Origin of the sequence: Bacillus sp. B25(2016b) (assembly GCF_001679765.1) — a bacterium.
Taxonomy (GTDB): domain Bacteria; phylum Bacillota; class Bacilli; order Bacillales; family Bacillaceae_G; genus Bacillus_A; species Bacillus_A thuringiensis_K.
On sequence record NZ_CP016285.1, the window covers coordinates 2,372,886 to 2,386,071 of the forward strand.

Sequence of the window (13,186 nt, forward strand, 5' to 3'; positions counted from 1 at the left end):
TAGTGGAAATAGAGGCACCTAAAGGCTATGAATTAGTAAAAGATAAAATAACTGTAAAAATAGAAAAAGATGCAGTAGCAGAAATTAAAATAGGAAATAAGAAATTGCCCGATCCAATGGGGAAAATGAAGTTAGTGAAAGTAGATACGGGAGATAAAAATAAAAAGCTAGCAGGGGCAAAGTTTCATATAGAAGATTCAAATAAAAAAGTAGTTGGGGAGTTAGTAACAGATGAAAAAGGAGAAGTAATATCAAAAGACTTACCAATAGGAAACTATACCCTAGTGGAAATAGAGGCACCTAAAGGCTATGAATTAGTAAAAGATAAAATAGCTGTAAAAATAGGAAAAGATACAGTAGTAGAAATTAAAATAGAAAATAAGAAATTGCCAGATCCGACTGGGCAATTTGAAATTGAAAAAGTTGATGATAAGGATAGTGAATTAAAGCTAAAAGGCGCTGTATTTCAAGTGTTAGATAAAGAAGGGAAAGAAGTTAGTAGATTAATAACGGATGAAAAAGGAAAGGTAATTTCCAACCAATTAGCAATTGGAAAGTATACGATTAAAGAAATAAAAGCACCGAACGGATACATGTTACTTAGGGATCCAATAGAAATAGAAATTACAGAAGCAGTAAAGACACAAAAAATAACAGTGAAAAATGCGAAGAATAATTGGGTAATTCCTAATACTGGTGGGAGCGGAACAACAATTTTTTACGTAATTGGTATTATGCTAATGTTTGGTGTGCTATATTTCTGTAAGAAAAATCGTATATTATGAACTAATTTTATAGAGTTAGACAGATCGTTGCGTTAGAGAGTTTTAGGGCATGAGTTCGGTATTGTACTGGACTCATGGTACTACATTTGTTGAAGGAGGAAGGATAATAGTAAACATAGAATATATTAATGAATTAAAATGTTTAAGAGGTGAACATGGTGGCAATAAAACAAGACGAAATTAAAGTAGTTGTCGGAGCTGGAGTGTTTAATAATAATCCAGGCTGGATTCAAACGCAAGAAGATGAACTTAACTTACTAGATAAAGCTACGTGGGAAGAAAGATTTGAATACAACTCTATTTCAGCTATTTTAGCTGAGCATGTATGGGAACACCTTACTTTTGAAGAAGGTGTAAGAGCAGCTGAAATCTGTTATGAATTTTTAAAACCATCTGGTCATATTCGGTGCGGAGTCCCTGATGCATTCTTTCAGGATGAGGTATATCAAAATATAGTTCAAATAGGGGGACCCGGTCCAAAAGATCATCCAGCAGCAAGTCATAAAATCGTTCATAATTATAAAACATTAACGAAAATGTTTGAAACTGCTGGATTCGAGGTAGTTTTACTTGAATATTGTGATGAAAGTGGTCGGTTTTATTACAACGAATGGGATGCAAACGACGGTGTTATTTTCCGTTCGAAAAGGTATGATTCTAGAAATAAAGGCGATAAACTTGGTTTTCCATCGCTAATTGTCGATGCGATTAAGCGCTAATCATTCAACAAAAAAAGGAGTTAATTCTATGATTTCATAAGTCGCAAATGCGGCTTTTTTATTTGTACGTAAATCTATATTTAATTTTCAATACTATATAACTCGATTTAGAAAATATTTAAGTTTTTCTCAGCGTCATTCACTTTAAATTAACACTTCGTTGACATAAATATTTATTTTATATTTATATTCGTGTAAAATGAAATGGGAACATATATTCTGTATAAGGGGGCAATCAAAATGATAGCTGAAATTGGGAAACTAACTGATGGATATATTGTAAAATTTGAACGCGAATTTCCATATACGGTAGAGGAAGTTTGGTCTGTATTAACAGAAAACAGTAAGCTGAAAAAATGGATGTCCAATTTACAGATTGAAAGCCTTAAAACTGGTGGAATAATAAAGTTCGACATGATGGACGGTTCATTCATAAATATTGATATTTTAGAGTGTCAACTAAACTCAGTACTTGAATTTACTTGGGATAAAGACCGTGTCCGATTTGAAATACATAAAGAGGAAAATAGTACTCTTTTATTCCTTAAAGAGTACATTAATGAATTAACAGATCATACACCGAGAGATATAGCTGGTTGGCATATTTGTTTAAATCTTTTTTCTTGCGTTTTAGAAGGAGACGAGAAAGAATTTTCTAAAGATGAATGGCAACAATGGTTTGAAATATACAAGGGTAAGATTCATGAAGTTAGAGGATAATTACATAATAGGTAATATTCATTATGTAATTATTATATTGCAAATATGTTTTTAATGAGAAATAAGAATAGAGGTTCATATGAAGGTAAATCAATTGATTGCTAGTCGCGATCGAATCAATAAGTGAATTTTTATAACCTAAAGAAGGAAGAGGATATAAAAGTAAATAAAGAAATATAATTCAAACGTTATAAACAGTTGACCCTCACACAATGTCATTGTTTAAAATAAAGTTGAGCTTCAAAGTAGATGTAACTTATAGGAGGAAATCATGTTTAAAATAGGGGATTTTTCAAAACTATCTTCCATTAGTATACGAATGTTGAGACACTACGATAAAGTGGAATTACTACAACCAGTAAAAGTCGATGAGCAGAGTGGATATCGATTTTATTCAGCAGACCAATTAAAAAAAGTAAATCAAATTCAAACGTTAAAAGCTATGGGGTTTAATATTGCTACCATCAAAGAAATAATAGAATGCGATAATATAGATACCATAAAAGAGCAATTTTTTAATCGTAGTGCTCAAATTAAAGAAGACATGAATAATCTCCAAAAACAATTACGTCTCCTCGAAGACTCAATGAAAACGATGAGAGAGGATGTTGTTGAGATGAATTATCATGTTTCCATAAAAGAAATTCCAGAAAGAACTGTAGCTAGTGTTAGAAAGATTATTCCATCGTATAATTGCGAAGGTGATTTATGGAGTATATTAATGCAAGAAATTCAAATGAAAAATATTAGTATTGCCCATCCGAGTTATAGTATTGCGGTTTTCCATGATCGTGAATACAAAGAAAATGATGTAGATATAGAAATACAGCTAAGTATTCTTGGTAAGCACGAAAATACAAAAGACGTTACATTTAAAAATATGAAATCAACCAATGTAGCTTCTATAACAGTTAATGGAAGTTATGAACAGATGACAGCTGTAAATGAGGCTGCAGCAAAATGGATTGAGACAGAGGGTTACAAATTAGCAGGCCCGATGTTTAATATTTATCATGTGAGCCCAGCAATGGAATCCGATCCTAATAAGTGGGTTACAGAAGTTTGTTATCCAATAAACAAATAAGTAATAAAAAAAGGCATGTTTTATGCCTTTTTTATTTTATTAATATCTCGAAATATATAAATCTTAATCTTTACAGTTTTCGTATCGGACTATATAAGGCAATAAAGACTTCAATTATTTTAGTAAAAGCAGCTAAAGCAAATATAAATACAGGATTGTAGGCTGAAATAATTCCACCTACTAATGCCCCCAATGGCATAGATAATCGTGTAAGTACACGAGAAAAACCTAAAACACGTCCTTGCAAATTGGATGGAACAGTTTCCTGCCGAATTGATGTAACAATCGTATTCCATGTGATATTACATGTCATCGCGATTCCGAAAGCAATTCCGGGAGCAAGCCAATATGTACTCCACAAAGCAAATGTTAACCCAAGCGCTCCTAAAAATAGGAGTAAAGGAATAAGTACACCACGTCGAAATTTCTTTTCTAAAGGAACGGCAATTAAGCTTCCTAAAAGCCCACCTATTCCTATTAAAGTATAATTATAGCCACTTTGTGCGGAGGTAAGATTTAATGTCGATAATAAATAATACATAAGTACACCTAAAACAGCACTTGCTCCAAAGTTACCTACCATAGCTTGAAGTGACAAAGCTATATTTAACCGATCATTTTTGAGCCATTTAAAACCATCAAACAAATCATTTAGTACATTTTGCAATGTTTTTTTATCAGTATTCTTTTTATTTAAGTTTTTCATAGAAGGTAATATAATCACAGCAATTAATGTAGCAATAAATGAAAGAACATTAATCCAAAGTACTTGAAAGCCGCCAATAAAAGATATGAAAAGCCCAGCTATGATTGGACCAAACAAACTAGCCAATTGATTAACCATTTGATATAAAGAATTAGCCTTCGTTAATGATGCACCTGCGATGTGTGGAATGACTGTAACAGTTGTTACATCAAAAAGCATGGACATAACTGCTAAGATAAAAGTAATTACGTATAAATGCCAGACTTCTAATAGATGTAATGCATGTAAAATTGGTACGAAACTTACTAAAATAATATTGGTAATATCCGCCATCCAAAGTAACTTTTTTCGATCATATCGATCAACTAGTACACCAACTAAAGGGCCAAATAAAACGATTGGCAATACGTTAACAGCAAATAAAGAACTCATAATTACAGCTGAACCAGTTAATTGATAGGCAATCCAAGGCAGTGCAAAAGTATATAGTGAATCCCCGATTCGTGAAATGAGTAAACCAAAAATAAAAATCTTGTATTCTTTTGAAAAAGTTGTCTTGATAGTTAATCTTCGTTCTTGTACAAATTTCACAATTGTATGACCTCCCTTTTTTATAGAGGAACTTGAAAATAATCCGTCCAATACGTATTAAATATAGAATTCTGTAAGAAGTTGTTGAATCCTACTTTATAATATTGATTTTATATAAAATTGTAGGGAATAGAAATTAGGGCGGTTTTTATGCGAGGAGGCGGAATGATTCGAGAACAAAAGGGGTTGCTGGATAAAGAGTTAATCTTACGACCTTTTCCACAACTTTTGTTTTAGCAGAACTAATAAAAGAGAATCCTATATTACTTCAGCGATGTTTAAATTAGCAACAAAAGCCACTGTAATAAGGGGCTTTTGTTGCTGATAATTTAATGATATGTGTACCCTCCATCTGGAAATAATACATTACCCGTAGTAAAACTATTTTGCATTAAATATAGAACAGTATGTGCAATTTCATTATTATGGCCAGGCCTTTTTACAAGAGAAAGAGATTTATAAGATTCATAAGCATTATCAAGAAATACCACCTAAAGTAGAATATAGCTTAACTGAACATGGAAAAACAGTCAGTACTGTTTTGGATAGTATTTGTAGTTGGGGAAGAAGACATTTAGAACATATAGTTAAAGATAAACTATAAAATTATTATGTAAACCAAATGTAGTGCGAAGTTAAATGTTGTTTTAATAATTTTTATTTTATAATATATAATTAAACAGTGTTGTAGGTTATATTACATATTTAATTTATTTTTACAAAGGGGAAGTAATAAGATGAACGAATTAGAGTATAAAAGCTTCTATGATAAAGTAGGAAGATTAAATGGATGGGATTTTAGCAAAATAAAATGTGAAACTGTAGGAGATACATGGGACTTTTATAGTGAGGTAAAAGAAAGGTGTAAACCATCACATATTTTACTTGATGTTGGTACAGGCGGAGGAGAAAATGTACTTAACATAGCATCTTCGGCTAAATTGTTAATTGGAATTGATAATTCTAACGGCATGATTGAAACGGCACATTCTAACTTGAAAAAATCAGGTGTACAAAATGTTGAGTTTCTTCAAATGGGTTCTGAAGCTTTAACATTTCCGCATGCCCATTTTGATATTGCTTCAAGTTGTCATGCTCCGTTTCTAGCATCTGAGTTAGCAAAAGTAATGAAAAAGGGTGCCTTTTTCTTAACACAACAAGTAAGTGAGAATGATAAATTAAACCTGAAAGAAGCATTTGGCAGAGGACAATGCTTAGGTGAACGAGATGGCACTTTAAAAGAAAAGTATATGGATGAACTTATTAGTGCAGGATTTGATCTCGTGCAAGTACGCGAATATGATGTTACTGATTATTACAGTACGCCTGAAGATCTTATTTTCTTATTAAAACATACACCTATTATTCCTAGATTTGGAGAAGAGGAAGAGGATTTTACTATTTTACAAAAGTTCATTGAAACGAATAGTTCTGAAAAAGGGATTCGTACAAATTCAAAAAGATTTATGATTATCGCTGTTAAATTATAATATATTTTAGTGTAAAAGCTGCTTTTCATTTAAAGAAAAGCAGCTTTTTGTGTGGAAAAGAATGCAGGAAATGAAGGTTTTGAAACGTTACTATATTAACAATGAAAAATTAAACGTACATATTACTGAATGGGGGAATAAGGATAAACCTGTTATTTTTTGTTTACATGGATTAGGAAGTACGAGTTTAAGTTTTATAGAAATTGCTGAGGAATTAAAAGAAGAGTATAGATTTATCTCCGTTGATGCACCTGGACATGGTAAAACACCGCCCTTTGAAAGAACGGAAGATTATGAGATGCCCAATTTAGCAAATTGGTTAAATGAAATAATAAATGAATTGAGAATCGAACACTTTTATTTTCTATCACATTCATGGGGAAGTTTTGTAGCGTTATTTTATTTGTTACATCATCCAGAAAAAGTACAAGGAAGTATTCTTATTGATGGTGGATATCAAACAAAAAGGCTTCAAGAAGAAACGTTGGGAGAAGAAATTGCTTATTATAAAAAGGACTTTGATGAATACGTTTTTAATAATTGGGACGAATTTTTCAAAAGTGAAAAAGAAGCTTATACTAGGTGGTCTTCATTGTTAGAAGTTGCTGTAAAGGACCTAGGGGTCGAAATGGATAATAAAGTATGGTGGCATGCCAGGGGGAATACAGCTAGTAATATAATAAGAGGTATGCATAAAGATGAAACGATAGATATATATGAGAAGCTGCCGGCTAATATTGTATTACTTCGAGCTACAGTTCCACAAGTTTGGGCGGATTATAGAGATAAGACAGCAAATGTTTTCAAAGAGAAAACGGACAGTATAGTAAAAGTAATTCCTGATACTACACACATGTTGCACGGGGATAAACCAGAAATTGTTATAGTAGAAATAAAAAATAATTGGAGCTAACATATTCATACTAAAGTTGTAGTTTCTATATAAAAAATCCACCCTTCCGTTTGATTTTATCTATTTATAAGTGTAATACAATACGAATAGATAATAAGAAATGAGGGGGAATGTAAAGTGATTACACATATATCAGATATAAAACTACAAACGGTTTCCATAGAAGGGGTAAAACAAGTTTATAAGGACATATTATCTTTTCCAATAAAAAAAGAAACAGCATCCTTCATTCAATTTGAAGTAACACCTTATACAACAATTAGCTTTCAAGAAGTGTATGAACCAATTGTACCTGCACATTTTGCTTTTGAAATCCCATATTCAAAATTTCATGAAACAGCAAGATGGCTTGAGGAGTCTGGATTACTCATTGCGAAATGGAAAGATGGTCATATAATTGATGAAGAGGATGGTCGATTCAATTTATACTTTAAAGACGGAGATGGAAATCTTCTTGAAATTATTGCACATAGTTATGTTAAAGAGGATGTATTAGTACCACACTCACCTTTAAACATTTTATACGTACGGGAAATTGGTCTTCCTGTTAAAAGTGTACCTATTTTTAGAGAATGGCTGAAATTAAATTTAAATATGAAAACGATGGAAGAAGGGGATATTTTCAGCTTTGTTATAGGTGGCACTGCATATATCGTCGCGACTTGGTGGCAGAGACCTTGGATTCCAATCGCGATGAAAGCTTTACCACCGAAAGTGCACGTTTCTTTTGGAACACCGGATCCCGCATTTTTACAGCGAATCCAAATTAACTTTAAGAAAAATAATGTTCCATTTGAATGTAAACATAATGAAGTGTCATTTATTGAGCAGGGATATACATTTTCTATTGTGTATATACCAGAGTTTCATTCAGATATTCCTAAACAAATAAATTTACCGCTTTCTATATAGTTATAGAAAGCGGTAAGTTTATTTTGTTTTAAGGAAAATTAAAGTCTAGTTATTATGTTGATTTAACATTTGAGCTATTCCTTGACCAAATGACCAATTCTCCATCGGTGTCTCGTGTAGTGTAATGAAAACATCAGCAGTAGAGATTTGTAGAATATTAGCTGTACTAGTGGCTATAGCTTTATATAAATCTTTTTTTTGATTAATTGTTCTTCCAGGTCCACATGTAATAGAAACATAAATCATATTATTGGATCGTTTTAATGAACCTTCTAAAAGATAAGATGAATTATAAAAAAGTTGATGAGAAGGATAAGGTAAAAACATTTGAAAATAATCATTTTCAGGAATATTGAAATGTTCAATTAACGAATGGTGAATTTGATTGCTTACATTTTTTAATAACTTATTATCGGATAATTTTTCAGGATGATAAACGGTGACAAATGGCATAATAGAGGACTCCTTTCCTTTTGATTTCATTTTACTTCCAATGTTTCCATTTGTATAATTGAAAATATATTAACTAATTATCAATAAAATCGATGAAGATGGTGTATGAAATGGAAATGAAAGAGTTACTTACATTTAAAAAAATTATTGAAGAAGGAACGTTTTCACAAGCTGCTAAACAATTAAACTATGCACAATCAACAGTAACAACACATATGAAAAAGCTGGAAAATGAAATTGGTTTTCTGTTATTTGAAAGAGGATGGGATGCAAGATTAACAGAAGAAGGAAAACTTTTTGCAGAGGAAGTAGAAAACTTAGTAACACATTGGGAATATTCAATAACTCAAGCACAACGTATTAGTAATGAAGAGAAAGGGAGTTTGAGAATAGGCCTATTAGAATCCGTTGCTAAAAGGTTAATACCGATAATATTAAAGTTTTTAAATGCTGAAAAACCATACATACATTGTGATTTTGTAGTGGGAAATACAGCACTTTTATCAGAAATGATAGAACATAATAAGATTGATTTTGCGGTGTGCGGAAATAATGAAAATAAATCAAAGGTACAATTCACCCCAATATGTGATGAACAGATTGAATTTATAGTGAATAATCCCAAGCATCCTTTGTTACAAAAAGAATCCGTTGAAGCATTTGATATTATAGATTATCCAGTTATTGTAGGAGAAAGTAATTGTTATTCCTATCAATCTGTAAGTTCTTTCTTGGTAGAAAACAATTTATCTTTTAAAAGAATTTACAATTGTAGTGCTTTAAACCTCATTCCAGAAATGCTTTTTGAAAATGCGATAGGAATTATCCCGAAAGGTACAATTTTGAATGAAGAAATACTATCTTTTAAGATTAAGGACTTTAATTCTAAAATCCCGATTGGTATATTAATTTCTACTAAAAATAACAATTATTTAAGTCAAACGAAACAAAACATTATCAACATCATTAAAGTCGCCCTATAATTATGCTAAAAAATTATAGGGCTGTTTTCGATGCGTACTTTTCTTTTAGCATTTCAAAGATTTTTGTAATAATAGGATTTATGTGAGTAGAAGGATTTCCTAACATTGCAGTGAATTTAAAATAGGGGTGTAGAATACTATATGGTTTAAGGAGGGTGAAACTTGAACTTAGGTGAGCCAATGGCTAAAGGAAATACAGCGGAAATTTATCTGTATGATAATAAGATTGTGAAGTTATTTAAAGAATATCTTCCAGGTACAGAGTCTATGAATGAAGCAAAAAAACAAAAATATGCTTATTCATGCGGGCTGCCAGTTCCAAACGTATTTGAAGTGACAAAGATACACGATAGACAGGCAATTATTATGGAATATGTAAAAGGAGAGAACATTGGTGATCTCCTGCTTAATAATTTGAATGAGGCAGAGCGTTATATCGGCCTTTGTGTTAATGAGCAAAAAAAGATCCATGCTATACGTGTGAATACAGATGAAATGGAGTTAATGAGGAAAAGGTTAGAGCGTCAAATTAAATCTGTACAAAAATTGGATGAAAGCAAAAAGAAGAATATATTACAAAAATTAGATTCTATTACATTTAATTTTAGGCTATGTCATGGAGATTTCCATCCATTTAATTTGATTTTGAGTAAGGAAGAGAAAGTGAAAGTTATAGATTGGGTAGATGCTAGTTCAGGTGATATTCGCGCAGATGTATTTCGAACATACTTGTTGTACTCACAATCTTCGGTAGAATTAGCTGAAATGTATTTACATATATATTGCAGTCGTAACGGCATATCAAGAGATGAAGTTTTTCAATGGGCTCCTATTATTATTGCAGCTAGATTTTCTGAAAAAGTATCACCGCAAAATGAAGTGTATTTGAAAAGATTATTGAATCAGTATTTATAAGTCATAAAAAAGGTTGTCAGCTAATTAATAAATGCTGTTGTTTAACCAAAGTTTCCTTGTAGTTAAACAACAGCGTTCTTAAATATTGATATAGGTATTCTTATTTTCGATCTTCATCCTATAAAGGTTCATAATCCGTACTTGTTCCTCCGTTAATTCTTCTTTATCCCAATACATATGCATTAAGCTATATTCAAAAATCTCCTTTAATTTAATAAATAATGGAAACTTGTCTATCATCTCTTTTGGTAGTTCATTTTCCTCTTGGTAGCCTTCAAATAGTGCTTTTGTAATAGAATGTTCATAGTCAATGATATTCCCATTTCCAGCAAATGAATATTCTATCGCACTATAAATAGGAACGGCTAAATCGAATATGTAAAAATGTTTTTGGAATGAATCCAAGAGAATACCAACGAACAACATGCCTATTCAATCATTTGTTAAACTCAATATAAATAAAGAAGGGGAGTTCAAAATGAATATTTCTAGAAAATTAGAGGTTGAACAGTTACGTAATAAGAATAGTGAGCTATTTGATAAAGATGTACTTAACATATTGAATGGTCAAATGATGTATGAAGAATTTAAAACGGAGGAGCTAATGGGTGAGTCTGATTATGCTCCATTTAACGAGGCCATGTGTGTAAATAGCGCTACTGCACAAGTTTTTGATGAAGAGTTTATTAAAATAAGAGCAGAAGGTCATAACAGTTCAGTCGAAAATTATGCAAAAAAAGTTATAGATCCGTTAGAAAATCTATTTGCGAAAAAGTATAAATGTATTGTTTTATGGTTCGGTGAAGATATGTTTTGCCAAATGAATCTACTTACTTTACTTTCATACCTTGAGCAGTCGTGCTATGAAGGGAAAGTATACTTAAATAGTTTCAGGGAGGATGAATTTAAAGTAAATCAAATTGAACTTGAATTGGGGGATAATTCTACTATATACAATGAAGTATTAGTAAACCATAAAAAGACTTATCATAAAGTACCACCTGTAATGTATCAAGCTATAGATTTATATTTAGAAATGCTAAAAGAAGATAATATCGTAATGAAATTCATCTCTAAAAATAAAGGTTTATCAAATCAAGAATTATTAACAAAGTTGTTTTATCTTTTTCCAACAATCGGATATGGTGATACTCAGTACATAGAATTGATAAATAAAATAAAGAAGAAAGCTGAACCTAAAATATAGGAACAGCTTACTTCTTACAATTGTTCAAGTGACTCTAATTCGTCCTCTACAAATAACATTAGTTCTTTAATCGTTTCTCCAGAAAAATCAAAACGAATTCCAGCCGCTTCATATATTTCCGGTAAAGATTTAGAGCTACCTAATGATAAAGCTTTTTTATAATTTTCTATTGCTTGTTTAGGATTTTCTTTATATTGTTTATACATTTGCAACGCACCAAGCTGTGCAATAGCATATTCGATGTAATAGAATGGTATTTCGAATATGTGTAATACAGGTAACCAGCCAGTTGCGATCCAATTTTCATACCCTTCGATATTTACGACGTTTGATTGGTAAGTGTTATGTAATTCTAAATATTTTTCGTTTCTTTCCTTAGCAGTATGATTAGGATTTTCATACATCCAATGCTGGAATTGATCAACGATAAGCATTGGGGGTAAATATTTAACAATATCTTTAAAGAAATCTAATTTTGCTTTTATAAATTCTTCACTATTATCATAAAATGTACCCCAATATTCCATCGAAAATAATTCCATCGTCATGCTAGCGAGTTCAGCTGATTCAGAAGGGATTTCTAAATATTTTTGTAGCTCTAACTGCTTCATACATTCATTATGAATACTATGACCCATTTCATGGAGAAAAATAGTAACATCATCATGTGTATGATTGAGATTCATGAAAATGAAAGATAATCGAGAAGCAGGCAAATATTCGCAAAATCCTCCTGGCGCTTTTCCTTTACGACTTTCTAAATCTAAGCAATTATTTTCATGCATACGATTCAGTAGTATAGAAAATTCAGGGTCTAGTTTATGTAAAATATAAGAACTCTTTTCGATTAATTCACTCGCGTCTTCAATTGGTTTTAATGCTTTTTGATTTGGTGCGGTTGCTTTTAAATCCCATGGACGAAGACTATCTACTTGAAGTTCAGATTTTTTCTCATTAAATATTTTATCGATAAGTGGTACTACGTATTTACGAATAGATTCAGCAAGCTCATAGCAATCATCAGGCGTATAATCAAAACGTTCATGTTTTTTAAACATATAATCACGATAATTATCTAATTGAATATTTTTAGCCTTTTGATGACGGATTGCGATTAATTCATTTAATATATGTTGTAATGTATCTTCAACAGATAAGAATGTTGCAGAAATGAGCGTTTTTGCTTTTTTTCGTATATGACGATCTGGATCTTGTAAGTAAGACTGTAGTTCAGTAACTGTTTTTTCTTCACCGTCCCATTGTGCAGTTAAACCACCTGTAATTTCGAAGTACTCGGTTACTAGTTTATCTTCAGTTATCTCTAAATCAATGTTCTTTTCACAAAATAATGTTTGCGCATTCTTAATTCTTTTGTCTAGTAAGCTATACTTTTTTACATCAAGTTCCATTCGAAAAGGTGACTCTAAATATTTATTATCAAATGAATTTTGATAACGTTTCAAAAGAGGGCGTACATATTGTTGATCATATTCAAAAGTATCTTTTATTTTTTTATTATTTGTATTACATTGAAACGCGATATAGTGCGATGTTAATTGTTCTTCAATTTCCCAAATGACTGTAGATTGTTTTTTTAACCAGTTTTCAAGCTCTAGCTTTGAAGAAATCTCTTTATTTAATAAAGTAAAAAGAGTCTTTTCTAATTCTAGAACGTTACTAATATCAATTGTATTTAAGCGCTGCATGA

14 protein-coding genes and 2 pseudogenes are annotated in these 13,186 nt (G+C 31.3%); 11 read left to right on the forward strand and 5 right to left on the reverse strand.

What is annotated here, in order from left to right:
* The 4 genes from BAQ53_RS12035 to BAQ53_RS12050 form a co-directional block, all read left to right on the forward strand.
* The coding region (locus BAQ53_RS12035; RefSeq protein WP_208906879.1) for an MSCRAMM family protein at positions 1-785 on the forward strand (785 nt) is incomplete at its 5' end.
* Between the two features lie 158 nt (positions 786-943).
* On the forward strand, positions 944-1,504 hold the full coding sequence (locus tag BAQ53_RS12040; protein WP_033673015.1) for a class I SAM-dependent methyltransferase: 561 nt from the start codon (positions 944-946) through the stop codon (positions 1,502-1,504).
* A 240-nt stretch (positions 1,505-1,744) separates the two neighbouring features.
* On the forward strand, positions 1,745-2,224 hold the full coding sequence (locus tag BAQ53_RS12045) for an SRPBCC family protein (RefSeq protein WP_000559845.1): 480 nt from the start codon (positions 1,745-1,747) through the stop codon (positions 2,222-2,224).
* Positions 2,225-2,495: 271 nt separating this feature from the next.
* Complete coding sequence (locus BAQ53_RS12050) at positions 2,496-3,308, forward strand: MerR family transcriptional regulator (protein ID WP_000472626.1); 813 nt, start codon at positions 2,496-2,498, stop codon at positions 3,306-3,308.
* 70 nt (positions 3,309-3,378) lie between these two features.
* Here BAQ53_RS12050 and BAQ53_RS12055 read toward each other — a convergent pair whose 3' ends face one another.
* Together BAQ53_RS12055 and BAQ53_RS12060 are read right to left on the reverse strand one after the other, a co-directional pair.
* Positions 3,379-4,605, reverse strand: a complete 1,227-nt coding sequence (locus BAQ53_RS12055; RefSeq protein WP_000673888.1) for an MFS transporter — start codon at positions 4,603-4,605, stop codon at positions 3,379-3,381.
* A gap of 329 nt (positions 4,606-4,934) precedes the next feature.
* A pseudogene (locus tag BAQ53_RS12060) lies at positions 4,935-5,078 on the reverse strand (SDR family oxidoreductase); the annotation flags it as partial.
* Between BAQ53_RS12060 and BAQ53_RS12065 the strand changes: the two are divergent.
* From BAQ53_RS12065 to BAQ53_RS12080, 4 genes and pseudogenes are all read left to right on the forward strand, one after another.
* A pseudogene (locus BAQ53_RS12065) lies at positions 5,075-5,209 on the forward strand (winged helix-turn-helix transcriptional regulator); the annotation flags it as partial. The pseudogenes BAQ53_RS12060 and BAQ53_RS12065 sit on opposite strands and share 4 nt — an antisense overlap.
* Before the next feature lie 133 nt (positions 5,210-5,342).
* Positions 5,343-6,095: a class I SAM-dependent methyltransferase gene (locus BAQ53_RS12070; RefSeq protein ID WP_001003875.1), complete on the forward strand. Its 753-nt coding sequence runs from the start codon at positions 5,343-5,345 to the stop codon at positions 6,093-6,095.
* A gap of 79 nt (positions 6,096-6,174) precedes the next feature.
* On the forward strand, positions 6,175-7,008 hold the full coding sequence (locus tag BAQ53_RS12075) for an alpha/beta hydrolase (RefSeq protein ID WP_208906880.1): 834 nt from the start codon (positions 6,175-6,177) through the stop codon (positions 7,006-7,008).
* A gap of 117 nt (positions 7,009-7,125) precedes the next feature.
* On the forward strand, positions 7,126-7,920 hold the full coding sequence (locus tag BAQ53_RS12080; RefSeq protein WP_000627937.1) for a VOC family protein: 795 nt from the start codon (positions 7,126-7,128) through the stop codon (positions 7,918-7,920).
* Between the two features lie 45 nt (positions 7,921-7,965).
* Here the strand turns inward: BAQ53_RS12080 and BAQ53_RS12085 are convergent, their stop codons facing one another.
* Positions 7,966-8,373, reverse strand: a complete 408-nt coding sequence (locus BAQ53_RS12085; RefSeq protein ID WP_001117409.1) for a tautomerase family protein — start codon at positions 8,371-8,373, stop codon at positions 7,966-7,968.
* A gap of 110 nt (positions 8,374-8,483) precedes the next feature.
* On the opposite strand from BAQ53_RS12085, the gene BAQ53_RS12090 reads away from it, so the two are divergent.
* On the forward strand, positions 8,484-9,356 hold the full coding sequence (locus tag BAQ53_RS12090; RefSeq protein WP_000425265.1) for a LysR family transcriptional regulator: 873 nt from the start codon (positions 8,484-8,486) through the stop codon (positions 9,354-9,356).
* Between the two features lie 162 nt (positions 9,357-9,518).
* Positions 9,519-10,271, forward strand: coding sequence for an aminoglycoside phosphotransferase family protein (locus BAQ53_RS12095; protein WP_001048448.1), 753 nt, complete (start codon positions 9,519-9,521; stop codon positions 10,269-10,271).
* A 78-nt stretch (positions 10,272-10,349) separates the two neighbouring features.
* Here BAQ53_RS12095 and BAQ53_RS12100 read toward each other — a convergent pair whose 3' ends face one another.
* Positions 10,350-10,697, reverse strand: a complete 348-nt coding sequence (locus BAQ53_RS12100; protein ID WP_000899728.1) for a hypothetical protein — start codon at positions 10,695-10,697, stop codon at positions 10,350-10,352.
* Positions 10,698-10,749: 52 nt separating this feature from the next.
* On the opposite strand from BAQ53_RS12100, the gene BAQ53_RS12105 reads away from it, so the two are divergent.
* A complete protein-coding gene (locus tag BAQ53_RS12105) occupies positions 10,750-11,478 on the forward strand; it encodes a hypothetical protein (RefSeq protein ID WP_002181532.1) in 729 nt (242 codons plus the stop codon).
* Between the two features lie 14 nt (positions 11,479-11,492).
* On the opposite strand, the gene BAQ53_RS12110 is transcribed toward BAQ53_RS12105, so the two are convergent.
* Entirely contained in the window at positions 11,493-13,184 is a 1,692-nt protein-coding gene (locus tag BAQ53_RS12110) for a M3 family oligoendopeptidase (RefSeq protein WP_001189358.1), read from the reverse strand.
* Positions 13,185-13,186: the final 2 nt, after the last annotated feature.

Coding starts and splice junctions, on each gene's coding strand:
- BAQ53_RS12110 (WP_001189358.1), bottom strand. CDS start 13,184: ATGCAGCGCTTAAATACAATTGATATTAGTAACGTTCTAGAATTAGAA.
- BAQ53_RS12085 (WP_001117409.1), bottom strand. CDS start 8,373: ATGCCATTTGTCACCGTTTATCATCCTGAAAAATTATCCGATAATAAG.
- BAQ53_RS12090 (WP_000425265.1), top strand. CDS start 8,484: ATGGAAATGAAAGAGTTACTTACATTTAAAAAAATTATTGAAGAAGGA.
- BAQ53_RS12100 (WP_000899728.1), bottom strand. CDS start 10,697: ATGTTGTTCGTTGGTATTCTCTTGGATTCATTCCAAAAACATTTTTAC.
- BAQ53_RS12070 (WP_001003875.1), top strand. CDS start 5,343: ATGAACGAATTAGAGTATAAAAGCTTCTATGATAAAGTAGGAAGATTA.
- BAQ53_RS12105 (WP_002181532.1), top strand. CDS start 10,750: ATGAATATTTCTAGAAAATTAGAGGTTGAACAGTTACGTAATAAGAAT.
- BAQ53_RS12045 (WP_000559845.1), top strand. CDS start 1,745: ATGATAGCTGAAATTGGGAAACTAACTGATGGATATATTGTAAAATTT.
- BAQ53_RS12050 (WP_000472626.1), top strand. CDS start 2,496: ATGTTTAAAATAGGGGATTTTTCAAAACTATCTTCCATTAGTATACGA.